Origin of the sequence: Chitinophaga sp. 180180018-3, assembly GCF_037893185.1 — a bacterium.
Lineage (GTDB): Bacteria > Bacteroidota > Bacteroidia > Chitinophagales > Chitinophagaceae > Chitinophaga.
Genome location: NZ_CP140772.1, coordinates 4,063,023 through 4,086,431, shown reverse-complemented (window position 1 = coordinate 4,086,431; position 23,409 = coordinate 4,063,023). Strand labels below are relative to the sequence as shown.

Annotated in this window: 20 protein-coding genes; 11 read left to right on the top strand and 9 right to left on the bottom strand. The window is 48.3% G+C overall.

Going from position 1 to position 23,409, the window contains the following annotated elements:
* Positions 1 to 98 precede the first annotated feature (98 nt).
* Entirely contained in the window at positions 99 to 1,316 is a 1,218-nt protein-coding gene (locus tag UNH61_RS16100) for an IS4 family transposase (protein WP_326992991.1), read from the top strand.
* A gap of 134 nt (positions 1,317 to 1,450) precedes the next feature.
* On the opposite strand, the gene UNH61_RS16095 is transcribed toward UNH61_RS16100, so the two are convergent.
* Both UNH61_RS16095 and UNH61_RS16090 read right to left on the bottom strand, forming a co-directional pair.
* On the bottom strand, positions 1,451 to 2,284 hold the full coding sequence (locus UNH61_RS16095; RefSeq protein WP_326992990.1) for a TIM barrel protein: 834 nt from the start codon (positions 2,282 to 2,284) through the stop codon (positions 1,451 to 1,453).
* 64 nt (positions 2,285 to 2,348) lie between these two features.
* Entirely contained in the window at positions 2,349 to 2,759 is a 411-nt protein-coding gene (locus tag UNH61_RS16090; protein WP_326992989.1) for a hypothetical protein, read from the bottom strand.
* A 74-nt stretch (positions 2,760 to 2,833) separates the two neighbouring features.
* On the opposite strand from UNH61_RS16090, the gene UNH61_RS16085 reads away from it, so the two are divergent.
* Positions 2,834 to 3,958, top strand: a complete 1,125-nt coding sequence (locus tag UNH61_RS16085; protein WP_326992988.1) for a helix-turn-helix domain-containing protein — start codon at positions 2,834 to 2,836, stop codon at positions 3,956 to 3,958.
* On the opposite strand, the gene msrB is transcribed toward UNH61_RS16085, so the two are convergent.
* A complete protein-coding gene (msrB, locus tag UNH61_RS16080) occupies positions 3,955 to 4,470 on the bottom strand; it encodes a peptide-methionine (R)-S-oxide reductase MsrB (RefSeq protein ID WP_326992987.1) in 516 nt (171 codons plus the stop codon). The two genes, UNH61_RS16085 and msrB, sit on opposite strands and share 4 nt — an antisense overlap.
* 95 nt (positions 4,471 to 4,565) lie before the next feature.
* On the opposite strand from msrB, the gene UNH61_RS16075 reads away from it, so the two are divergent.
* Positions 4,566 to 5,684 carry a glycosyltransferase family 4 protein gene (locus UNH61_RS16075; RefSeq protein ID WP_326992986.1) on the top strand — a complete coding sequence of 373 codons (1,119 nt, stop codon included), beginning with the start codon at positions 4,566 to 4,568 and terminating at the stop codon, positions 5,682 to 5,684.
* On the opposite strand, the gene UNH61_RS16070 is transcribed toward UNH61_RS16075, so the two are convergent.
* Positions 5,664 to 6,308 carry an HAD family hydrolase gene (locus UNH61_RS16070; protein WP_326992985.1) on the bottom strand — a complete coding sequence of 215 codons (645 nt, stop codon included), beginning with the start codon at positions 6,306 to 6,308 and terminating at the stop codon, positions 5,664 to 5,666. The genes UNH61_RS16075 and UNH61_RS16070 overlap by 21 nt on opposite strands.
* Before the next feature lie 90 nt (positions 6,309 to 6,398).
* On the opposite strand from UNH61_RS16070, the gene UNH61_RS16065 reads away from it, so the two are divergent.
* Complete coding sequence (locus UNH61_RS16065; protein ID WP_326992984.1) at positions 6,399 to 7,457, top strand: serine hydrolase domain-containing protein; 1,059 nt, start codon at positions 6,399 to 6,401, stop codon at positions 7,455 to 7,457.
* Between the two features lie 105 nt (positions 7,458 to 7,562).
* A complete protein-coding gene (locus UNH61_RS16060) occupies positions 7,563 to 8,714 on the top strand; it encodes a GDSL-type esterase/lipase family protein (RefSeq protein WP_326992983.1) in 1,152 nt (383 codons plus the stop codon).
* 67 nt (positions 8,715 to 8,781) lie between these two features.
* Here the strand turns inward: UNH61_RS16060 and UNH61_RS16055 are convergent, their stop codons facing one another.
* The 5 genes from UNH61_RS16055 to UNH61_RS16035 all read right to left on the bottom strand — a co-directional run bounded on the left by UNH61_RS16055 (position 8,782) and on the right by UNH61_RS16035 (position 13,704).
* Positions 8,782 to 9,459, bottom strand: coding sequence for a DUF2625 domain-containing protein (locus UNH61_RS16055; protein ID WP_326992982.1), 678 nt, complete (start codon positions 9,457 to 9,459; stop codon positions 8,782 to 8,784).
* A 32-nt stretch (positions 9,460 to 9,491) separates the two neighbouring features.
* Positions 9,492 to 10,682, bottom strand: a complete 1,191-nt coding sequence (locus UNH61_RS16050) for a hypothetical protein (protein ID WP_326992981.1) — start codon at positions 10,680 to 10,682, stop codon at positions 9,492 to 9,494.
* A gap of 95 nt (positions 10,683 to 10,777) precedes the next feature.
* Positions 10,778 to 12,487, bottom strand: coding sequence for a GMC family oxidoreductase (locus tag UNH61_RS16045; protein ID WP_326992980.1), 1,710 nt, complete (start codon positions 12,485 to 12,487; stop codon positions 10,778 to 10,780).
* A 2-nt stretch (positions 12,488 to 12,489) separates the two neighbouring features.
* Complete coding sequence (locus UNH61_RS16040; RefSeq protein ID WP_326992979.1) at positions 12,490 to 13,041, bottom strand: gluconate 2-dehydrogenase subunit 3 family protein; 552 nt, start codon at positions 13,039 to 13,041, stop codon at positions 12,490 to 12,492.
* A gap of 144 nt (positions 13,042 to 13,185) precedes the next feature.
* A complete protein-coding gene (locus UNH61_RS16035; RefSeq protein ID WP_326992978.1) occupies positions 13,186 to 13,704 on the bottom strand; it encodes a DinB family protein in 519 nt (172 codons plus the stop codon).
* A 158-nt stretch (positions 13,705 to 13,862) separates the two neighbouring features.
* Here UNH61_RS16035 and UNH61_RS16030 point away from each other — a divergent pair, with 158 nt between their 5' ends.
* From UNH61_RS16030 to dgoD, 6 genes are all read left to right on the top strand, one after another.
* Positions 13,863 to 14,507 carry a GntR family transcriptional regulator gene (locus UNH61_RS16030; protein ID WP_326992977.1) on the top strand — a complete coding sequence of 215 codons (645 nt, stop codon included), beginning with the start codon at positions 13,863 to 13,865 and terminating at the stop codon, positions 14,505 to 14,507.
* Positions 14,508 to 15,008: 501 nt separating this feature from the next.
* Positions 15,009 to 18,086: a TonB-dependent receptor gene (locus UNH61_RS16025; RefSeq protein WP_326992976.1), complete on the top strand. Its 3,078-nt coding sequence runs from the start codon at positions 15,009 to 15,011 to the stop codon at positions 18,084 to 18,086.
* Positions 18,087 to 18,104: 18 nt separating this feature from the next.
* Complete coding sequence (locus tag UNH61_RS16020) at positions 18,105 to 19,568, top strand: RagB/SusD family nutrient uptake outer membrane protein (RefSeq protein ID WP_326992975.1); 1,464 nt, start codon at positions 18,105 to 18,107, stop codon at positions 19,566 to 19,568.
* 28 nt (positions 19,569 to 19,596) lie between these two features.
* Positions 19,597 to 20,871, top strand: a complete 1,275-nt coding sequence (locus UNH61_RS16015) for a glycosyl hydrolase family 28-related protein (RefSeq protein WP_326992974.1) — start codon at positions 19,597 to 19,599, stop codon at positions 20,869 to 20,871.
* Between the two features lie 28 nt (positions 20,872 to 20,899).
* On the top strand, positions 20,900 to 22,216 hold the full coding sequence (locus tag UNH61_RS16010; RefSeq protein WP_326992973.1) for an aspartate aminotransferase family protein: 1,317 nt from the start codon (positions 20,900 to 20,902) through the stop codon (positions 22,214 to 22,216).
* Entirely contained in the window at positions 22,213 to 23,391 is a 1,179-nt protein-coding gene (dgoD, locus tag UNH61_RS16005) for a galactonate dehydratase (protein ID WP_326992972.1), read from the top strand. The genes UNH61_RS16010 and dgoD overlap by 4 nt, the downstream gene beginning before the upstream one ends.
* Positions 23,392 to 23,409: the final 18 nt, after the last annotated feature.

Sequence of the window (23,409 nt, the reverse complement as noted above, 5' to 3'; positions counted from 1 at the left end):
ATTGGTGTCCGGGGAAAAAAAGAAGTCAATGAATAAAAACGGGGACAATCGTCCCCGTTTTTTGGTATTTTCAAGTTACCACACTTAAAAAAAGTACCATGAGTAAAGGTATATATTTTACCGGACAGCCGATATTTAGTCAGTTACTTTCTTTTATTCCCAGACCGCTGGTGAACAAATTAGCCATTCACTATCAGGCAGATCGTTGCTGTAAGCGATTCAAGACCTATGATCATCTGGTGACGCTACTTTACAGTATAATTAATCAGTGTAGCTCCTTGCGGGAGGTTACTACAGGCATGCTGGCCTGGGAGCACCGACTAGCCCATCTGGGCATCACCCATCCGCCCAGAAGGAGTACTATTTCTGATGCCAGTATACGTAGAGGTACAAAAGTTTTTGAAGCCATCTACCTGGAACTATTAAAGCGGTATGGACAATTTTTACCGGACAGCCGGCCGGCAAAACTGGCATCAAAACTTTATCTGTTTGATTCTACCACTATCAGCCTGTTTCAGCAGATATTAAAAGGGGCAGGTAAATCTGATATGGATGGAAGACGCAAAGGCGGTATTAAAGTACACACTTTAATGAGAAGCGATCAGGATGTACCCTGTATGGTTAGATTCAGCGCTGCTGCCAAAGCTGATGTTTCCTTTCTTAAAAAAGTGGTGTTACCTGCCGGGTCAATCCTGGTATTTGATAAAGGATACAGAGACTATAGTGCTTATAACACTTTGGATGAAGGAGCCATTACATGGATAACCCGTAACATCGATAGTTCCATTCATACAATTATCGAAGATCGTCCCATCAGTGAGTCGCAGGTAAACAAGGGGGTTTTAGCTGACCGGGAAATTGAGTTAGGACATAATCATAATAAAAAAAATGCTAAGGTAAAGGCCCGACTTATTACTTATAAGGACAAAAAAAGCGGCCATATCTTTGAATTTATAACTAATGATTTTCATCTCAAACCTGCTACTATAGCTGATTGTTATCATAAAAGGTGGCAGATTGAATTATTATTTAAGCGGCTAAAGCAAAATTATCCCCTTAGATACTTTCTGGGAGATAGCCCCAATGCTATTAAAATACAAATCTGGTGTGTAATGATTGCTGATCTTATTCTTAAAGTAATCAGCTCTAACTACAAATGCAAATGGTCCTTTTCTAATCTGGTTAGTATGGTCAGGCTACATATGATGACTTATATGAACCTTAAAGCCTTTATCACGGCGGCCGAAAAAAGCCTTTTAGACAGGTTCAATCAGTATAAAGCTAAAGATTCTCCGCTTTTGCTATTTGCCACATAGGGGCCTGGAACTTTAAATATCCCTTTTTTGAACCTTTTATGCCCGTAAAACCTAGGCTTTTTGATCAAGCCTAAGTTTTACCGGACACCAGTAATTCGTAATTCCTAATTCGTAATTCTTTAAAGGCAAGCAGACTATACGGTAGCCACCACTCCTTTAAAGAACCCCATCGATTCCGCTATCCCCGGCAGTGGGTCGCCCATATCTTTTTCGTATTCAATACTACATACGCCCTGGTAGTTGATCTTTTTCAGGGCTTCCACGAATTTTTTGAAGTCGATCACCCCCCGGCCAATCTCTGTTGCTTTTCCGTCTTTTGCGGCAACGGTTACATCTTTCAGGTGCAGATCAAAGATCCGGTTTTTATAGGCCAGTACAGCTTTGTAAGGTTCTTCACCTGCGCGGGTGGCGTGGCCTATATCCAGGCAGAGGCCAATGCGGGCATCGCGGTTTTTGATAAGATCCCAGGCATTCTTCGGGCCGGGATAAAGCGCATCTTCCGGTCCGTGGTTGTGTACCGCAAGGCGGATATTATAGGTTTTTACTTTTTCTTCAGCGTAGTCCAGCAGGTCCGGTGTGGGCACGCCTACTATCATTGGCACGCCTACATGTTTGGCATATTCGAATGCGTCATCTACCGCCTGCCGGGTTTTCATGTATATAACGCCTACCGCATACACTTTTATTCCGGCGGCGCTGAACTTACCCAATACTTCCTGTATTTTCTCCGGGCTGCTGTTAAGGGGCAGCTGAATATCCTTTACGGAGATATTCCTGATATTTACCCGGTTCATCATGGTAATAGCCTGATCCAGGTTGAATTTGGCGAAGGTATACCCCGCCACACCAACAGGCAGTTCCGGGGCTGCGGCCTTAGGGGCATAGCTCGCAGAGGCAGCCAATGGCCCGATAGCGGTGGCTGCGGTACCCAGGGCTGCCTGCAGGAGGAAGTTTCTTCTTGACGACATAGTTGCGATGTGGTTTGATCCGGCGACTAATATCTGAAAAAAGATCTGTTTTTTATTTTGTTATTTATGGCTTGCGTTTCCCGAAGTATGATGTTATACTTATCAGGAGATGCAAGACAGGGATTAGTTGTGCAAACAGATATATCACCGCCGCATCCACATTGGAACCAAGTGTATGCACCGGGCCAGGCCGGTGGTTGTCTGTAAAGAGATACAATGGCACTATCCAGATGGCCAAAATATGTAGCAAAGAAAGATATGGATACAGCAGCAGCCTTTTGAACGCATAGTAGAACAACGTGAACAGCAGCAACACGATAGCGGCAAACCTGCACAGGGTAGGAGTGTCAATTACGTACATGGTGTCATAAAGGTGAAAATCTATTGTTGGCGGGCCGGGAACAAACGATAGCAACATGAGCGTAATACTGCATCCCAATGCCGTGAGAACCGGGGTATCTGTTGTCTTTTTCATCAGCAAATAAATAGCGGGTTATCTGAATTGAAGATAATAATAAGAAACCATATCTTCGGCAGCGAATTAGCATTATGGAACGTTTGCTGCAAACTATTGTATTGTTAGGAGCATTACAGGGCTTCATCGTAAGTGGATTGCTGTTTTTCTCCCGTCGCCTGCGTACCGCCAACCGGTTGCTTGCGTGGCTTATTTTGCTCATGTCGATGTGCTGCTTCAGTCTTTATGGATCATATATCAACTGGCTGGATTCGAAATGGCTGAATTTCCTCGCTTCCATACTCCCGCTGATCGTTACGATGCCGATAGGCCCGTTATTATATTTCTACATACAATCCTTTCTTCATCCTTCATTTAAGCTGGGGAAGCGCGAGCGCTGGCAGTTTTTTCCGGCGATTATTGATCTGGGAAAAACAATCATTGCGTTGATATTTGTTACAGGCGTGCTGATGGGCGTAGTAAAGAACGACCCTCGGCCCTGGGGCATCTTCATAGATCATTATAATGTTTACACAGACATTCCACGCTGGGTATCTATGGTGGTGTATGTGACCTTGTCGTTCCGCTATCTGAATAAGTATAAACAAACGAACAAGGATGCACCCGGCCTCAAATGGCTCCAGCAGCTGATTGGGGCCTTCGCCATCTTTGCGGCTGTTTGGGTAATATACCTGGTGCCTTATGTAATTCCCCGTTATACTAACTGGATGCTCAGTAAACTGGACTGGTACCCGGTATACATCCCCGTTACAGTGTTAATCTACTGGCTGGGCATCAGGGGATACCTCATTACGTGGCAACTGCAAACGGCGGAGAAAAAAGCGGAGCTGCAACTCTCCGAGGCTACAGTGGATACTGCGCTGGAATCTCTCAAACGTTCGATGGAACAAGACCGGCTTTACCTGAACACCACCCTTACGCTGAATATGCTGGCAGCGCATACAGGTTTACCGGCCAAAACCATTTCAGCAGTGCTGAACCAGCATCTGCATAAAAATTTCAATGAGTTTGTGAACAGCTACAGGGTGGAGTTATTCAAGGAAAGGTTAGCAAAAGATGACGCCGGCCAGCTGACTTTTGCCGGGCTGGCCAATGATTGCGGTTTCAGCTCTCCGGCTACTTTCCAGCGGGTATTCAAACAGCTGACGGGAATGTCGCCTTCCGAATTCCGTAAAACTTTACCGGAGGCCCGTTCTTAGTGCGCGCCCGGATCCGGTTCAAAATCCATTGAAACCGAATTCATGCAAAAACGTTTATGCGTGGGCGGTGGGCCATCGTCGAAAATATGCCCCAGGTGCGATTCGCATCGTTCACAGAGCACTTCTGTTCTCTCCATCCCCAGCGAATTATCTTCCCGGTAAATAACGCTGTTGGCCCTGAGTGGTTCAAAGAAGCTGGGCCAGCCGCAGGAGCTGGCAAATTTGGCATCAGACCTGAACAGCGGATTTCCGCATACGGCACAGTAGTAAGTACCCTTTACGTCGGCATCCCAGTATTTCCCGGTGAACGGCCGTTCTGTGGCGGCCTCCCTGGCTACGGCATATAATTCTGACGGCAATACCTTTTTCCATTCGGCATTGGTAATATGCAGTTTTTTCCTATCGGTTCTGGAATAGTAGGGATTCTTCATAGCTGGTTGTTTGTTCTCACTCTGACTATGGCAGGCGATCTGCGTGGCCAGGATCAGTGTTAGCAGAAATAATACTCTCATAGCATTAAAATCACTTATTGAAGTTACAGCTTTTACAGCTGAGAACGTACAAATAAAATACCTTAGCTTTGAACCGTTTTCTGAAAAACGGACACATGAAAAACGGCAGAGCGATTCTTATTGCCCTGAATGGAAAATCTCAGGCAGGAGGCGTGGAAAGGGTGGTATACTATATGGATGAATATTTCCATAGCAGGAATATCAAAACAAAACTGGTGGACGAAGATTATCTGATACGGCATACCCTGTTTGGCCGGTTGTTCAACCAGCTGTTCCGGTTTCGTCATTTCAGAAAGCGCAAGGCAAAATATATGGCGCGCTACATTCACGCCTGGCTCCGTTTATACAAACGTAGCGGAGATATTGTCATCACCCAGGGAGAAACGGCTCCTGTCTATTCCGCCGATTTCAATGTATTGCACGGTTGTTATCACCTGATGGAAGTAGCATACGGCCGTACGATACCGGGATTCAGCCGGGAAGCATTATTGCAGCAGCAAACCTGCCTGAGGGCAAAAACGGTACTCGCAGTATCCAACACTGTAAAACAGGATGCCATCGCCGTTTATGGGGTGCCTGCCGAAAATATCAAAGTACACTACAACTGCGTAGACACTACCCGGTTCCATCCCTTCGAAAAAACTCACGGCTCCGATCGCACAATTCTCTTTGTAGGCCGGCTGATACCTCAAAAAGGGCTGGCGGTGCTGGAACAACTGGCCGCTACTATTGAAGCAGCAGCCGGATGGCGATTGCTGATTGCCTGTAATGAAGCGCCGGAAACAGCCCGCTTTGCGGCGTTCTCCAAAACAACCATAAAAACAGGACTGAACGTAGATAACATTGCTGCTTCCGCTTATGCGGAAGCGGATCTGCTCATCCTGCCTTCTTTGTTCGAAGGTTTTGAGCTGGTGACGCTGGAGGCATTATCAGTAGGGATACCTGTTACAGGCACCAATGTAGGCGCCATCAGGGAGTTGCTGGCACAAGGTTTTCCCGGTGTTTACCTGTTGCCCGATATCAGCGCTGCTGATCCTGCCATCCTGCATTACTTCGGGAACCTGCTCGATGATTTCAACAGGCAAATAACGCCGCAGGCCCTGCATGAGCAGGTAAAAACGCAATTCGGGATAACGCGCTATATGAACGAACTGGATAGTATCATGGCGCCGCATTTTATACTTCCTGAGAGATCAGGCAAAGCCAGCCTGTAAATCGGCTACTGTATTGAATATACGGCCGGCTCCTGCTTCCTGCAGCTCTTTCGTACTCCCGTAACCGTAGCCTACGCCTATCGCTGCGATGCCATTTTTTTGTGCACCGATGATATCATGTTTACGATCGCCTATCATCACGGTATCTTCCGGCAGCAGGTTTTCTGTGGCCATCACGTAACTAATCAGTTCTCCCTTATCGCTGCGTGTTCCATCCAGCTCGCTGCCATATATTGCGGTAAACCAGCTTTCCAGGTCGAAATGCTTCACAACGATATCGGCAAACACCTGGGGCTTGGAAGTGGCTACAAACAGTTGCCGGCCCTGCTGTTGCAGTGATTGTAATAATTCCGGAATGCCCGGGTAACGTTCGTTTTCATAGATACCGGTGGTCCCGAAATACTCCCTGTAGGCATTCACCGCTTCCCAGGCGCGGTCTTCCGGGTAATGATATATTTCCATGAATGAATGTTGCAGCGGCGGCCCAATGAAGGGCAGTAGTTTGCTGAGGTCCGGTTCGTTGATACCGGTTTTCGCCAGCGCATATTGTACAGCCCGGGTAATTCCCATAGCAGGGTCGGTTAACGTACCATCAAGGTCAAACAGAACATTACGATAGTGCATAGAAAAAGCTTTAACGCTGTGGTTGGAGCTGCAATATAATCCAAATTGACGTCGTTTTATTTATTAGCTTACACCTGCATACACTGTTACATGAAAAACATCCTGCATAGCCGGCTCCTGCCCGGCATTACTGCCTTATTGCTGCTGATTGCTGCCTGCAGCAAAACTGAATCTCAGACGATTGTAGCTCAGGGGTATGGTGATATTGACCAGATATTGATGGACTCGGTGCCTGCCTTTGGCGGACAATGTTACGTGGTGATACATGTAGATGGTAAAACGGTGTATTCGCGCGGCTTCGGCGGATATAACGGAGCTACTCGCCAGCTGGTGGCTTCCTGCTCAAAGTGGCTTTCCGCGGCAGTGCTGATGAGCCTTGTGGATGAAGGAAAACTGAGTTTGTCGGATACGGTCGGCCGTTATCTGCCCATTTTCACCGCTTATGGTAAAGGTGGAATCACTATTGCACAACTCTTCTCCCATACTTCCGGCTTCCCAGGTAATTCCAGCCAGGGCTATGAGTCCAATGTGCTGCTTAGCCTGTCGCAGGCAACAGATCTGATTGCAAAGAATGTTGCGCTGATCAATCCTCCCGGGAAGGCATTCTACTATGGCGGTGTTAGCATGCAGATAGCAGGGCGGATCTGTGAAGTAGCATCGGGGAAGGACTGGAAAACGCTGGCCGCCGAAAAAATATTTACGCCCTGTGGCATGAAGGCTACTGATTATGGGCTGACTACCAACCCCCAGATCGCCGGTGGCGCCCGCAGTACCCCCGATGATTATATCTCATTCCTCGACATGCTGATGAACAACGGTGTAGCGAATAATGGTAACCGGGTGCTCAGTGCCGCTGCTGTAGCGGCGATGGAGCAGGGGCAAACAGCGGCAGCTACAGTTGCTTACACACCTTACCCGCTGCAACTATTGAAAACAAATAATTTCTATGCCATCGGAAACTGGCGGGATGTAACCGCCTCCGGTGATGTGCTGATAGAAAACAGCTGCCCTGGCCTGTTCGGAAGCCATCCCTGGATCAATCGGAGTAAACACACAACCGGCATATTGTTTACTTTTATCATGAATCAGGGTTACCTGGCCACCATGCCCACCAGTCTTACCATCAGAGCCCTCGCACGGCAGAAATGAATCATGTCAAAATAATGTCGCTTTCAGTTAATTTACCAATAGCCTGCTTGCCTGCACCGGTGTAAATTTGAAAAGATGAACAACCGGTACCTAACCAGGAACAATATGATCAGAAAGTTTACCTGGCTGCTGCTAAGTATACTCGTTACCGTTAGTGCGAGCGGGCAGGAGCCGTTTATTTCACGTTATGGACATCTGGATAATGCCCTCCACCAGATTAAATCTGCCAGGAAAATAACCGTTACATTTTTGGGCGGCTCTATTACCAACATGACAGGTTGGAGGGACAAAGTAACCAATTGGTTAACTGTTTCCTATCCTGCTGTGAATTTCCATTTTATCAATGCCGGCATTCCTTCGCTGGGAAGCCTGCCACATGCTTTCAGGCTGCAAAGGGATGTATTGGATAAAGGCCGCACAGATCTGCTGTTTGTGGAAGCAGCTGTGAACGACCGGGTGAATGGTACCAACGAGCTTACACAACGAAGAGCCATGGAAGGTATTGTTCGCCATGCTTTGAAAGCTAATCCGCAAATGAATATTGTACTGATGGCGTTTGCAGATGAAGATAAAATGGCCGACTATCGCGCCGGGAAAGTACCGGTGGAAGTACAGGTACATGAAGATATAGCCCGGAAATATCACCTGCCGTTTATCAATCTGGCGAAAGAAGTGACGACACGCATAGATGCGCACGAATTCAGCTGGAAAGAAGATTTTAAAGACCTGCACCCGTCTCCCTTCGGCCAGCAGCTCTATTTTGAAGCCATTAAGAGATTATTGGAAGATGAATTCAAAAGGCCCGTTCCCGTGCGTCTGACTTCGGTGAATCTACCTCGCCCGGCGGAAGCACTTAACTATGAACGAGGCGCTTATACAGATGTGCACCGGGCACTTACCGGCAAGGGATTCCATGTGGAAGAAGCGTGGAAGCCAACGGATCAGACGCCCACCCGTGAGGGATTTGTAAACATACCGATGCTCGTTTCTGATAACACCCATGCCGCTACGGAGCTGCCGTTTACAGGGCCTACGGTGGGCATTGCCATTGTATCCGGACCGGATGCAGGCACGATCAGCTATAGCATCGACAACGGGCCTGCGCAAATCAAAGACCTGCGAACACAATGGAGCAAGAGCCTTTATCTGCCCTGGTATTTGATTTTGAGAGATGGCCTGGCGCCGGGAAAACACCTGCTCAGGATCACAACAGACGATGCAACCAGGATTGTTTATTTTTTAGGAATTACGAATTGAGAATCAAAATATCAGGTACTGTATCATCGCTATACTGCGGCCAGAAGCCGCAGTATAGCGATATAGCCTAGTGACCGAATTGTTTTTTCAGCTCCATCTGTAAACTCCAGAGCTCTTCTATAGGAACAGGTTTTTTACTTACTTTTTCTATATCGCTTCCTTCTTTGGTAAACAGAAAAGGTACAAAGCTCATACCCTGGTTACCGCTTATGCGTGCCACATCTTCCTGCCAGCCATCCCAGCGGAAATCACCATAGAAGCCGGCAATGTCGCCGGAACAACAAAAAGTGATAAAATCGCTGTAGCTGATCTCCATGTTTTCCCATTCCAATGTATCTGGTGCGAAATAGAATACGCTCGCGATGCCTTCATTCTGTGCAAGTCCGCCGTTGTTGAGGGCATAGAACCCGCCCAGCACATCGTCTGCAATCAGGAGAAAAGTGGGTGTCTCACCCGAATGGGTATACGATTTACCATCATTCCAGCCAGGGAGACTGCGATCCAGTTTTGCATGGCCGGAGCCCAGTACGCGTATCCAGCCGTGATCTACCAACAGGCCACCGGTTTCATAAATGATGGCGCCCATCGGAGAGCGGGTGGTTACCTGTGTCTGATACAAAGCCTGTTCCGCGCGGGACTGGTCTTTCGGCAGGATCTCTATATGATTCGTTCCGGCATTGATCCACTCACGTACCAGATCCCATCCGGGTTCAGTTGTATTAATCAGTTCTTGCACTGTTTTCATATCTGCAAGGTACCAAAAATTGAAAAGTGTTGTTATTTCAGCCGGCTTTTCAATTCGTTAATTTCTTTTTGTTGCCGGATAAGGTAGAGTGTTAGCTCCTCTACTTTCTGAAGTAGCAGCTTGTTCATTTCTCCTACGTCTACGCCATTTTCTTTTACTTCAGCTGCAGAAGGGATTTCCGGAAGATGACCATTTTGCCGGATATAATTCTCTACTTCAGCCAGTGCAGGAAGCTGATAGTTGGGATGGAAAACAAAATCGGCCCAGGTGCTTTGCTGGGTTACCCGTATTTTGCGGGCGCCCAGAAGGCCTTCTACGGCGAGTTTGTAGGAGCCAGGTTTAACAGTGCCGATACCGAAATTGCCTCCTTTGGTCAGCACCAGGTCATATCTGATATCGGTATTTGATGTATCGGAATCTGTAGAAAATAAGTATAGTATAGAGTCGGAGCTGGCACCTATGCCGAATTTCCTGGAGCCTGCATCGAAGGCGATTGATTGCGCCTTAGCGAGTCTGATAGCTTTGCCCCAGCCGGCAGGAGTCCAGGCGGGAGCGTTATTGATCTCAAGTTGGGCAGGAAACCTGGCGTTAACGGGTGTCCCAACGCCCACTCTGCCGGCAAAATAGTTGGTAGAACCGTTGAAATTGGTATTGTTGTTATAAGACATGCCGTATGTATTAACATACGAGTCGATGTCTGTTTTATAGGTGTGAGCGATGACGCCATCACCGTTTTTTTCATTGTATGGCAATAGACCACCGGGCGTGTCATCGAATACGAAAACCTTATCGTTAAAGCGGCTCTTGTAAAAATAGGTGATGCCACCACCGCGTAACCAGATGATGATCCGCCTGTCGCCGTTTCCGGGTGTGGCGTCCCGCCAGCCGGCCACGAATTTGTCGTATTTATATACTTGCGTATAGGTATATTGGCGGATATCTGCGTCGATAAAATTACTACCGTTACCCCAGTTGGTAGTATGATAGCGGAACTTCGCAATAAGGGATCCATGCCAGGGACCGTCTGTATGAACCCATGCACGGCCAACTTCCAGTTCGGAAGCTACGTGGTGATCAAATGCAGAGTCAGTAAAAACAACCGGGTAAAATTTAGCGCTATCGCCATTTACTTTAAAAGTTGCGTCTACCTGCGCGTTGCTACTCAAACTTATCAATATTGCAAGGAAAGGCAACAGGAACCAGGGCTTGAGGATTGATTTCATAAATATAGGTTTTCGGGTTGTAAAACAATTATCAGGGTGAAGATAGTATTTTCTGTAGTTATAAAAAAAGCCGGCGATATTTCGCCGGCTTCTGTTTACAACTCATTTTTCTTCAACTGCGTGACCGCATAATCCACGGCCCTGGCCGTAAGCGCCATATACGTCAGCGATGGATTCTGCGTAGAAGTAGAGGTCATACATGCGCCATCAGTCACAAATACATTCTTACAAGCATGCAGCTGGTTCCATTTATTCAGCATGGAAGTTTTCGGATCATTGCCCATACGTACCCCGCCCATTTCGTGGATATCCAGTCCGGGCGCCTGTTTGGAGTCGCCGGTTTGTATATTGGTGAATCCCGCTTTGGTGTACATCTCCGTCATCTGCTCAAAAAAATCTTTCAGCATCTTTTCATCATTATCATCATAATCTACATTGATGTTGAGCTGCGGGATGCCCCAGGTATCTTTCTTATTAGGGTCCAGTGTAACGGTGCTCTTTTCTTTCGGAATAGTTTCACCCATCATATGAGAGCCTACAAACCAGGGCCCTGGCTCGCTGTTGAACAGCTGATCTTTCAGTTGTTTGCCGAAGCCTTCTGTGTTTGTATGGGTGCCGCGATCCGAATAAAATCCGGCGGCATACCCTCTGAGGAAGTCGGTTTCCTGTTTGTGTACGTTCCGGAATCTTGGAATGTACGCACTGGTAGGACGACGCCCGTCGGTGGCACTGTCCCGGAAGCCTTCATATTGTGCAGAGATATGCCCGCGGTAGTTGTGAAATGCGAAATACCTGCCCAGTACGCCGCTGTCGTTGCCCAGTCCGTTCGGAAAGCGGTTGGAAGTAGAGTTGAGCAGGATCAGGTTCGTATTAACAGCCGCCGCATTCACGAAAATAACGTTGGCATAATACTCCATCATTTCTTTGGTATTGGTGTCTACCACACGTACGCCGGTGGCTTTGCCTTTTTTCTCATCGTAGATAATGGAATGTACCACGGAGAATGGCCGCAGGGTGAGGTTGCCGGTTTTCTCCGCCCAGGGAAGGGTAGAAGAGTTGCTGCTGAAATAGCCGCCGAAAGGGCAGCCACGCTGGCACAGATCCCTCTTCTGGCACTGGCCACGGCCCTGATCCAGATGTACCTGCTGCGGCTGCGTCAGATGCGCACAACGGGCGTATATCACCTGGCGGTCTTTATAATTCTTTCCAACAAAATCTTTGAAATAATTCTCCACGCAGGTCAGCTCCATAGGAGGCAGGAATTCGCCATCCGGAAGATGTGCCAGCCCGTCTTTGTTGCCGGAAATACCTACAAACTTTTCTACGTAGCTGTACCAGGGAGCAATGTCCTGGTAACGGATAGGCCAGTCTACCGCAAACCCGTCGCGCGCCGGGCCTTCAAAGTCAAAATCGCTCCAGCGTTGCGTTTGCCGCGCCCAGAGCAGCGACTTGCCGCCCACCTGGTAGCCGCGTATCCAGTCGAACGGCTTAGGTTGCCCATATGGATGCTCGGTATCTTTCACAAAGAAATGCATCGCATCTTCTTTGAAAGCATAGCAACGGCTAACAGAAGGATTGGCGTCTTTTATTTCCTGTGGAATTTGTCCGCGGTGCGTGAATTCCCACGGAAACATACTGGTAGTAGGATAATCTTTCAGATGCTTTACATCGCGGCCTCTTTCGAGCACCAGTGTTTTCAAGCCTTTTTCCGTGAACTCTTTGGCGGCCCATCCGCCGCTGATGCCGGAACCGATTACGATGGCATCGAACGTACGGTTCTGCAGGGTGGTTGTATCTTTACTCATGATTATGCAAGCCTGTGGGTAACTGGTTTAACTGGTACGCATCCTTTAAAGCGGGCAGGCACCAGTTCGTAGATGTTTACGTTGGTCAGAAAATATTTGGAACTCGTGTAGGCATGTATCGTAAGCCGTTTGACAGTTCTGTAGAAGAATACCATATCTTCCTTATCATCTTTCTTTGCTTCCATAGCTGTCAGCAGCGCTTCCCGCTGAGGTACGGTGCTTTTCCGGAACGATTGCCCGTTCATCTTCCTGCAGGCTGCTTCAAAATCTTTCATTCCATTGAGCCACCTCGTTTGATCGGCTTTACTGTAACAGTCATCCATCATAATGAGCGTAAATGAATGCGCCGAAAGTTCTTTAGCACCGGGTGTACTGGTAGCAGGAATAATAGTTTCCACCAGCTCGGCGAGCATCTTTTCCTGCTCTCCGTCTACGGAAATGTGTTTTAATGTCAACGAAGCTCTGCTGGTCTTTTGCAGACAGGCGGGCAGTATAGCCACACCGGCCGAAACAAACAGCAATTGCCTGATAACAGTTCTTCTATCCACTGTCATTGCGCGGTTTTTTGTGTAATAAAACGGGAATTACGCTGCATTGATCGTCCGGCAAAACGTGTTGTTGCGGCGGTTTTTGCCCTGAAACAAGGAATAAATATAGTGAATCCGTTGTTTATTGCAACTATTTATAGCATAGGTATATTACTTCACTCCCTTTTCAGGATTCCAGTTGCCCTGTAGTTTTCGGACGTAGAGTATCTGCCCGGTGTGATAGGCATTATGTGTATTGATATTGGCGATGGTTTCATACCAGGAAGCCAGTTTCTTTTCATCGGCCTGCGCAACAGCCTGTTCCCAGGCAGTAAGTACGCTGTCGATTCTTTTTACCGAAGCGTCCCATTGCGCCTGCGTTGCAGGGGAAAATGTTTCGTCGTTGTTGATATTGGTTTCGGGTTTTTTCCGGCCGTTGAACTTTTGCAGCTGGTCCAGGTCCCAGAAAATAAGATGGGTCACCAGTTGGGCAATGGAGTGATTCCCGCTCTTGTCTTTCCAGTTGGCCTGTTCCGGCGTCAGACCTTCAATAGCGGTGTTTACAGGTACAAACCAGACGGCTTTGTTGTGAGTGGATTTTAACTGGTCCAGCAGGATGTCGCGGGTGTTTTTTTGAGCTGATACTACAGCGGTCAGCAGCAGGAACGGAATAACGATAAGAGCTTTCATAACATTGGATTGAATGAGGTACATTAAGTTACTGACTATTTTTAATATCCCCCTGATTTGTTCCTCTTTTAATAATAACTTATATATTTAAACGGGATTTGCAGGTATCCATGAAAAATGTTTACTTTTGTAAAAATAATTCGTTTACATAATTTACTATGAAATCAGACTCTTTAGCGAATAAGGTATATGTGGAATTACGTCGTAAGATCCTTTCCAACCAGTTGGTACCCGGTATGCGGTTGAAGGAGGATGTATGGGCAAAGAAGATGGAGGTAAGCCGTATGGCGGTACGGGAAGCACTGACACGACTGCTGGGGGAGAATCTGGTGATCTTCGGCGAGAAAGGCGGATATTTTGTGAAATCGATGAATGCGGATGATATCCGTCAGATCCGTCAGCTGCGGGAAGTGCTGGAGTTGGGCGCCCTGCGCCTGGTGATGCAGCGGAAGGAAGCGGACTATATTCCAGCCCTGGAAAAGATATGCGACGATTTTACTTCCATGGTGCAGAACGGTTACCTCGGTGGTGCCTGTGAGGCCGATATGAAATTCCACGAAACGCTGATTGCCAGTGCCTGTAACCCGAAACTCATGGAGCTGTACCAGCACAGCAATATTCCCCTCTTTCATATGAAGCTGGGTAAGGCCCTGCAGCAAATGGACGACTACGCACAAACGGATACTGAACACCGCCAGATACTGGCCGCCCTTAAAAAGAAAGACCTCAAAAAAGCAGAAGAAGCCCTGGTGAAGCACCTGGTACGCGGTGAAGTAACCACCCTCGAGCTGGAAGTAGAATAATAAAATAGCCCCCATCCAAACAAGAACTTTCCTCTCTTATTTTCTTAAAACATTTTTTTGTTTACAAAATAAAACTATATTTGTAAACATAATTAAGCAGACAGTAATAGAACAAGTTCAGCGGGTAAACAGATCTGCACCGCAAGTGCCGGCCAGCTGAATATTGTCTTCCCGGAAAATCCGGTACCTGCCGGCGGTTTACCGCCGGGCGAGCAGCGTATGCCTTTATTTTCCCGGAACAACACTGTTGCCATTACACCCTCCGTATTGAATGTAAACAAAATATACGGCATGCAGTAGGTGCATGTCGTCACGTAAGAAGAACTACCTGCCGGCTCCGCGCCTGCAGGCTAAAGAATCAACAAGAGAATGCACCTTGTCAACAAACAGGGAATAACACGTAGAGAAAGATGAAAGACTTACACCGGCAATCCGGCTCATGCTGATTGGCCGTTAGACGCGAAACCTGGATTATCTAACATTTTATCTAACCAACGTTTTATGAAAGGGAAATACCTCTACCTATTCACGTGGCTGCTGGCAACAGCCGTTCTCCTCTGCAGGCCGCAGCTCCTGCACGCACAGGATGCCAGGGAGATCAGGGGAACTGTACTGGATGCTCAAAATCAGGCATCACTTCCGGGTGTAACAGTAATGATCAAAGGAAGTAAAACCGGCGTATCTACCGACGCCAAAGGTCAATTCATCATCCGGGCTACGGCAACGGATATACTTAGTTTTTCGTTTATCGGCTACGATAAAACAGAACAAACTGTCGGCAACAACAACCGCATTATCATTTCTTTACAGCCAACCAAAACGACTTTGAATGAAACCGTTGTCATCGGATATGGCGCGGTGAAAAAGAGCTCTGTAACGGCTTCTGTTGCCAAAGTAGAAAATACTAATCTCGATCAGATGCCGGCCGGCAGGCCGGAAGCCGCACTGGTAGGACGCCTGGCGGGTGTGAACATTTCACAGACACGGGGTCAGGCCGGCGCCGCGCCGCTGATCCGTATTCGTGGTGCAGGTTCCATCAGTGCCGGTAACGATCCGCTGGTGGTGATAGACGGAATTCCCGGAGGCAACCTCGGTAGTATCAATATGAACGATGTGCAATCCATCGAAGTGCTGAAAGATGCTTCCTCCGCTGCCATATACGGCTCCCGGGCCGCCGGTGGTGTAATACTGGTGACCATGAAGAAAGGCGTGGCCGGTAAAGCGAAATTCAATTTCAACGGATATGCAGGTTTGTCGAAGGCCATTGTACACCACGACTGGCTCACCGGGCAGGAGTACTACGATTATGCGGTGAAATACCAGAACCGCGAATTTGCCTGGGCAGGCGGCGATGTGTCCATCCCCGTTTGGGGCGATCCGCGCCGGCCGGCTACTTTCCAGGTCAGCGATACTATCCGCAAAGGCTCCCCGGTTATCTGGCAGGATGCCGTGCTGGAAACCGCGCCGATACAGAGTTACAATATATCTGCCAGCGGCGGTACCGATAAAGTTTCCTACTATGTTTCCGGAACGTATAAAGATGAAAAAGGCACCCTGCATAATACCTGGTTCAAAACCTATGGCATCCGCGCCAACGTGGACGTAAAGGCCAGCAGGGTGGTGAGCGTAGGATTCATGCTCAACCCTTCTTATTCCAAACGCCGCTTCAATTCCGTGGATATCGCCAACTTCTCCAAGTACCCCAGCTTTGTACAGGTGCAACGCGCCGATGGTACTTATCCCAAAGCACGCGACTACTGGGGCGCCGTGGTAAGCGGCCAGCTAAACCCAATGGCTACACTGAATGGCACTGAGTACTATGGCTCCACTTTCGGCAACCTCAGCGATCTTTATCTGAAGCTGAACCTGGCGAAGGGACTGTCGTTCCGCTCTTCTGTTGGTACCAACATCGCCTTCAATCAAACCGACCGTTTCCAGGCATCATGGGCCAACGGCGGTGGCCTTAGCTCTGGTGGACAGGATAAATCTTCCACCATCAATATTATCAACGAAAACGTACTGAGCTACAATAAAACCTTCGCCGGAGGGCACGACCTGGCGGCTATCGCGGGGATGTCGTTTCAGCGTAATGATGGCGAATCATCCAGCTATTCGGCTATGAACGGCTCCTATAACAACGACATTATCCATACCCTCAATAATGCGATCATCAACCCCGCAGCTACGGTTGTCAGCAAATCCAGCTGGGGCCTGGTGTCTTATTTCAGCAGGGTAAATTATGCCTACAAGGATAAGTATCTGCTCTCGGCGTCTATCCGTACAGACGGAAGTTCGCGCTTTGGGCCCAACAGCAAATGGGGATACTTCCCTTCCGCCTCTGTGGCGTGGAGAGTGAAGCAGGAAGATTTTATGCAGCATATCCGCGCGGTGAGCGATCTGAAGCTGCGCGCTGCTTATGGTGTTACAGGTAATTTCAATATCGGTGATTTCGCCTACCTCGGTAAAATGAAGGACGCCATCTATCCGCCCAATAATACCATTGCCAAAGGACAGGCACAGGGTAACTATGGTAACGCCGACCTGGGCTGGGAAAAAACCGCGGGTATTGATCTGGGTATCGATCTGGGACTGTTAGATAACCGCATCAACTTCGTATTCGATTACTATAATAAACGTACCAATAATCTGCTGTATGAAGTATCCGTTCCCGTTACTACCGGATTTACGAGCGGCCTCGCTAATATAGGCCAGGTAAGCAATAAAGGGATAGAGCTGGAAATCACCACCAGGAATATTGTGGGCGCATTCAGCTGGAATACCGCGTTCAACTTCTCTAAGAATACAAACAGGGTGGAGGATCTCGGTGGTGTAAAAGAAAGAATTACCAACGATCAGTTTGGCATGAGTTGGATACTGAGAGTAGGAGAGCCGATGTTCTCTTATTACGGATACAAAACCATTGGTGTGCTGAAAGATGCAGCTGATGTAGCCAACTCCCCGGTGCTGGCCGGTTCCAGGCCTGGTAATCCCAAGTACCTCGACCGTGATTCCAATGGCGTGATCAACGCTAACGATAAAATGATCCTGGGCAACTTTCAGCCTAAGGCCATATTTGGAATGGTGAACAATTTTTCCTGGAAGAATTTCGACCTGAGCATCGCTATGCAGGCTTCCGTAGGCGCGAAGATTTACAACTTCGAGAATGAATACTACCAGGGCGCCCTGGTAGGGGCTATGCGCCGCTCGCTGGTGAAAAACCAGTGGTGGTCACCCACTGATCCGGGCGATGGTAAAATGCCCGCCAGTGCGTTGAGTACGCTCAACTATCAGGCAGGATCGGATGTGTATATCGAAGATGCTTCTTTCCTGGCGGTGCGAAATCTCAACCTCGGCTACCGCCTGCCGGAGGCACTCATCAATAGATTGCACATGAACAATTGCCGCGTTTATTTCTCTGTCAGCAATCTGCTGATGCTGACGAAAAAAGAATTCCATGGTTATAACCCGGAAGGATATACGAATGGAGAGATCAGCGGTATCAATAGTAAACCCGGTTATAATACAGGGTCGGAACCACTGAACCGTACTTATGCATTGGGCTTCAATTTTAACTTCTAATCCGCAAAAGAAACAGAGATGAAAAAGACATTCATAGCCGTTCAGATGCTGCTTTTGCTGGGTGTTTCCGGCTGTACCAACAAGCTGCTCAACCTGAAACCGGATGATACCCTTACCACGGGGAATTTCTATAAAACTTCCAACGACATGAATCAGGCGGCGTTGGGCGTCTATAACAGCCTGCAACAGAGAAAACAGAATGATTACCTGATCATGGAAGTGCCTTCGGATAACCTGTATATGTCTAACAATACTTCTGTATCCGGTGCAAATGATATGGATTATCTCACCGTTAATCAGGATAATAACATCGTCGGCGATTTCTGGGAAGCCACCTACGCCGGTATCGGTCGCGCTAACGCGCTTCTGCAAAATATTGATGTGCCGAAAGACTATGCCCCCAACATGAAAGAACAGTTCACCGGCGAAGCCAAATTCATGCGGGCATTATTTTATTTCGATCTGGTACGGCTTTTCGGCGGTGTGCCAAAGGTTACTACCACGCTGACCATCAATGATGCGAAAAATATGCCCCGGGCTACTGCTGACGAGATCTATGACCTGATCATCAGCGATCTGAAAGATGCAGTGGATAAATTACCTGTTCCTGCCGGTATCGCTAAAGGCCGCGCTTCCCGCGCTGCTGCACTGGGTATACTGGGCAAGGTATATGTATACCGCAAAGACTATACAAATGCCAAAAGCTGCTTCGAACGCCTGAACACCGACTTCAGCTACAAACTCGAACCTAACTTCTCCACGCTCTGGAGCCTCGCCACGAAAGACAACAACGAAGTGATCTTCACGATGAAGTATGTGGAAGGAACCAGCGGGCAAACACTATCGACCACCTACACACCTAATGGAGGTATATTCGGGATCGTAGACAGGGGAAATGAAATTGCACTGCCTTCGTGGAGCCTGGATAAGTTATATGTTACCGGCGACACGCGCAAGGCCAATACCATCTCCGACTGGTATGTGCCGGCTACCGGTGGTAGCCCGATCTGGTATCCGTACGTGAACAAATACGCTGTAAAGCACCAGATCAACTCATCCGGACTCGACCTGCCGGTATTACGTTATGCAGATGTAGTGTTGCTGTATGCTGAATCGCTCTACAACCTGGGCGATAAAGCCGGGGCCCTCAAACAGCAAAACCTGGTGAGAGAGCGGGCATTTGGCAATACATCCCACGACTATACAGCTGCTGATATCGCCAATGCCGACGACTTCCTGAACAAGCTCCTGCTGGAAAGACAGCTGGAATTTGCTTACGAAAATGAACGCTGGATGGACCTGGTGCGTACCGGCAAATTCATGGCAGTGATGACGAAAGAAGAACGGCTGTATAATAATGTCACCCAAACACCTATGACTGTTACGCTGTTGCCAAAGCAATACATGGCGTTGTTTCCGATCCCCAAACGGCAGATCGACCTGTACACGCCAGGAGTATTGAAACAAAACGATGGCTATTGATTTCTTTTATTCAAAACACGCAACGCATATGTTAAAAAGGTCAGGGATAATATACAAGTGGCTGGGATGCTTCCTGGCGCTGATGTGCGCGGGTATTGTATCCCAGGCCCAATTAACACATGGCACCAATGTCAGATCATTCGGCGCAAAAGCAGATGGAAAAACAGACGACATCAAAGCGATCCAGGCTGCCATCGACAAAGCAAAAAAGCAGGGCAGCCGTCAAACGTTTATACCGGCAGGGCATTACCTCATTTCCCGGGCTATCCGCCTGCCTTCAAACTTCACGCTTACAGCAAGCCCCGATGCTTATATATGCCTGAAGCCTTCTTCCAACGATTATCTCCTGCGTAATGAAGATATGGATAACGGTAACGCATATATTAAAGTAACAGGAGGTAAGTGGAACGGAAACGGATACACGCAAACAAGAACATTGCGTAACACCGTGGCGGCATCTGATTTCTGCTTTGGTTTCTTCTTTTATAAAGTACAACAACTGGAAGTAGCTGCGCTGCAAATTGATAGTACGCGCAGCTGGGGCATTGCCTATATGGAATGCGACAGCGTGCATATTCATGATATTCACTTTCAGCAGAACCCCTTCCGGGATGCAGCCGGTACCAGTGCGCTGATGAACAATGGCGACGGTGTTACCGGTGGCGGCAATCATGTGCTGATAGAGAATATTTCCGGCTTTACGAACGACGACCTGGTGGCGTTCGCCGCAGGCGGCGCCTGTTTCCAGGGTAAGATGGCTCCTTTTCCGGCATACGACTACCGCGATGTAACGGTGAGGAACATATTTCCGCAACCGGCGTTTGATTCCATTCCTGCATTGAGAGGTGTTTCCTTCTACACGTTCGAGGGCAGAAAAGTTAGCGGCATCACCATCGATAACGTGAAAGGTAACACGGCGTCGGCATCAGTCCTGTTCTACAGCCTGTTCAATAAAACCGGGTACTTTTCAGATGTAAAGGTCGCTCATATCAGCGGCACCAACGCGTACTCGCGATCCACTCATCCCGGCTACGCCACCTTATACAGTGTTATCAATGTGAAAAATTCAGTGGTAGACCGGATCATTTTCTCCGACATAGAACGTACGGAAACCCGTTACAGCAACCCGTTATTTTCTTTTGATGAACATACGGTGATCGATACACTGATGATCCAACGCGTGAACATCTTCCATAAAAATATCAGCGGTAATCTTTTCCTGAGCGTAAAAGACGCATTGATCAGGAACAGCCGGATTACAGATATCATTATAAACAAACTAAACCAGCAGCGCCCGCGCTGATTCGTCTAAAATGTTAACAGTATCTCATATGAATGCATGGCCTAAATCATCTGCGCTATTGAAGAGCAATGAACAGTGGATACCCGGAGGTGTGGTATCGCTCAACCGGAAATCAGAACCCAATATTTGTTTTGAAAAAGGGCTTGGCAGCCGTGTTAAAGACCTGGAAGGGAACGAGTATATCGACTATCAGGCAGGGTTTGCCGCTACTTTCCTCGGGCATAACGATCCCGATGTAAATAAGGCGGTGGAGCAAACATTGCATAATAATACGCTCCTCATGAGTGCAGGCCCTACTAACCTGGAAGGCAAACTGGCCCGTTTATTTTGCGAATGTGTGACTTCGGCAGATAGCATACAAATCACTACCACCGGCTCGGAGGCCACTTATCATGCACTTCGTATAGCCAGGGCCGTTACCGGTAAAGATCATATCATCGTTATGCAGGGCGGCTACAATGGCTGGCATAACGATGTTGCCTGCAACGTTATCAGTCGCCTCGAAGATGTGGGCGAGCGGGTAAGTCCGGGTGAATATCCGTTCGATTCCCTTTCCGCCGGTATCCCATCGCAGCACCGTTCACTCGTACACATCGTCAACTTCAACGATACCGCTTCCGTGGAGTATATCCTGAAACGCTATCCTGTAGCGGCTATCCTGCTGGAGCCCATCCTGCAGAACGTAGGCATCGTAAAGCCCCTGCCGGGTTACCTCGAGTCGCTGCGCAAGCTGGCCGATGAACACGGTTTCCTGCTGATCTTCGACGAAGTGAAAACCGGTTTCCGCCATGCACTGGGCGGTTATCAGCAGCTGTGCGGTGTGCAGCCGGATCTGAGCACCTTCGGTAAAGCAGTGGCCAACGGCTTTCCGATGGGCATGATTGCGGGCAAAAAGAAATACATGGATTATTTTATACATCCCGATAAAGAAAAACGTGTATTGATAGCCGGTACCTTCAATGCACACCCGCTGACTACCGCAGCTGCTATTGCCACTTTACACAAACTGGCAGGCGGCGGCGTGTATGAGCACGTATATAAACTGGGCCAGATGCTGGAAGATGGCCTGAACGATATCCTGAAAACCACCGGAAGGCCCTTCCATGTGGCACGCCAGGGATCTGCCTTCTGTGTGTATTTTATGGATCATGCACCAGTCGATTTTCATGATATTGTGAAGCATCACGATTTTGCGTTCGACAAAGCATACCGTCTGAAGCTGATAGAACAGGGCATCTTTAATTTTCCATTGCCAATTAAACAAGGAAGCATATCTTTCGCCCATACAGTGAACGATATAACAGAAACATTAGAGAAAACCAAAATCGTATTAGCACAGTTATGAAAATTACTGCAATAGAAACACAGGTATGTCATGCCCGTATGCGTAACTGGATCTTCATCAAGATCGTTACAGATCAGCCAGGGCTGTGGGGTTGGGGAGAAGCCACATTGGAGTGGCATACCCGTGCCGTAGTAGGAGCCGTGGAAGATATTGCCCAGCTGCTGATCGGTGAAGATCCCCGCCGGATCGAATATCTATGGCAGATGATGTACCGCCAGCATTTCTGGCATGGCAACGGTATTGTAAGAGGTACTGCCATCAGTGGTATTGATATCGCACTCTGGGATATTTTGGGAAAGATACATAACGTGCCTTGTCATGAGCTGTGGGGCGGCCGGGTGAGAGATTACATCCGCCTGTATTGCCACCTCGGCGGCGGTAAGATGGAAGATTTCTACGAAACCCGTCCGGACGATGCAGCCCGTTTTGGTGAACTGGCCCAACGCGCTGTGGAAGATGGTTTTACGGCATTTAAGTCTATGGCCGTGCCGGAAACCATGCCCCTCGAAGGACTGAAGCCGATCCGTTACGCAGAGGCCTGTGTAAAGGCTATGCGCGACGCAGTGGGAGAAGACATCGATATCATGGTCGACTGCCACGCGCGCCCTAGTCCGCTGATGGGCATGCAATTCGCCAAAGCGCTCGAGCCATATGGATTGTATTTCTTTGAAGAACCCTGCTGGCCGGAGACGATGGAAGACATTGCCCTGATACAACGTGCGGTGAAAACGCCCATTGCCAGTGGCGAACGGCTGACAGGCATACATGCCTTCCGCGATTTGCTGGAGAAACGCGCCGTGAGCGTTATACAGCCGGATATCACCCATTGCGGGGGACTGAGTGAGGCACGGCGTATTGCTACCCTTGCAGAAGCATATCGCGTGGCCGTGGCACCTCACAACCCACAGGGACCGGTAAGTACGGCGGCTTCTATTGAACTGGGATTTGCCACGCCTTCTTACGCCATCTGCGAAAGCGTGCATAATGATGTGCCATGGCGACAGGAGGTAGTGAGCGAAGGATTTACCGTAGAAACAAAAGGACGCATTGTGCGCCCCAATCATAAACCAGGACTGGGTATTGAGATCAACGAAGCGGAAGTAAAGAAGTATCCGTTTCAGCAGGAAGTATTACAGCGTACGTTTTACAAAGACGGCAGCGTAGGAGATTGGTAATTATAAAAAACTGACCGG

Excerpts from the sequence above, each read along its gene's own strand:
- UNH61_RS16100 (WP_326992991.1), top strand. The coding sequence starts at position 99 with ATGAGTAAAGGTATATATTTTACCGGACAGCCGATATTTAGTCAGTTA.
- UNH61_RS16095 (WP_326992990.1), bottom strand. The coding sequence starts at position 2,284 with ATGTCGTCAAGAAGAAACTTCCTCCTGCAGGCAGCCCTGGGTACCGCA.
- UNH61_RS16090 (WP_326992989.1), bottom strand. The coding sequence starts at position 2,759 with ATGAAAAAGACAACAGATACCCCGGTTCTCACGGCATTGGGATGCAGT.
- UNH61_RS16085 (WP_326992988.1), top strand. The coding sequence starts at position 2,834 with ATGGAACGTTTGCTGCAAACTATTGTATTGTTAGGAGCATTACAGGGC.
- msrB (WP_326992987.1), bottom strand. The coding sequence starts at position 4,470 with ATGAGAGTATTATTTCTGCTAACACTGATCCTGGCCACGCAGATCGCC.
- UNH61_RS16075 (WP_326992986.1), top strand. The coding sequence starts at position 4,566 with ATGAAAAACGGCAGAGCGATTCTTATTGCCCTGAATGGAAAATCTCAG.
- UNH61_RS16070 (WP_326992985.1), bottom strand. The coding sequence starts at position 6,308 with ATGCACTATCGTAATGTTCTGTTTGACCTTGATGGTACGTTAACCGAC.
- UNH61_RS16065 (WP_326992984.1), top strand. The coding sequence starts at position 6,399 with ATGAAAAACATCCTGCATAGCCGGCTCCTGCCCGGCATTACTGCCTTA.
- UNH61_RS16060 (WP_326992983.1), top strand. The coding sequence starts at position 7,563 with ATGATCAGAAAGTTTACCTGGCTGCTGCTAAGTATACTCGTTACCGTT.
- UNH61_RS16055 (WP_326992982.1), bottom strand. The coding sequence starts at position 9,459 with ATGAAAACAGTGCAAGAACTGATTAATACAACTGAACCCGGATGGGAT.
- UNH61_RS16050 (WP_326992981.1), bottom strand. The coding sequence starts at position 10,682 with ATGAAATCAATCCTCAAGCCCTGGTTCCTGTTGCCTTTCCTTGCAATA.
- UNH61_RS16045 (WP_326992980.1), bottom strand. The coding sequence starts at position 12,487 with ATGAGTAAAGATACAACCACCCTGCAGAACCGTACGTTCGATGCCATC.
- UNH61_RS16040 (WP_326992979.1), bottom strand. The coding sequence starts at position 13,041 with ATGACAGTGGATAGAAGAACTGTTATCAGGCAATTGCTGTTTGTTTCG.
- UNH61_RS16035 (WP_326992978.1), bottom strand. The coding sequence starts at position 13,704 with ATGAAAGCTCTTATCGTTATTCCGTTCCTGCTGCTGACCGCTGTAGTA.
- UNH61_RS16030 (WP_326992977.1), top strand. The coding sequence starts at position 13,863 with ATGAAATCAGACTCTTTAGCGAATAAGGTATATGTGGAATTACGTCGT.
- UNH61_RS16025 (WP_326992976.1), top strand. The coding sequence starts at position 15,009 with ATGAAAGGGAAATACCTCTACCTATTCACGTGGCTGCTGGCAACAGCC.
- UNH61_RS16020 (WP_326992975.1), top strand. The coding sequence starts at position 18,105 with ATGAAAAAGACATTCATAGCCGTTCAGATGCTGCTTTTGCTGGGTGTT.
- UNH61_RS16015 (WP_326992974.1), top strand. The coding sequence starts at position 19,597 with ATGTTAAAAAGGTCAGGGATAATATACAAGTGGCTGGGATGCTTCCTG.
- UNH61_RS16010 (WP_326992973.1), top strand. The coding sequence starts at position 20,900 with ATGAATGCATGGCCTAAATCATCTGCGCTATTGAAGAGCAATGAACAG.
- dgoD (WP_326992972.1), top strand. The coding sequence starts at position 22,213 with ATGAAAATTACTGCAATAGAAACACAGGTATGTCATGCCCGTATGCGT.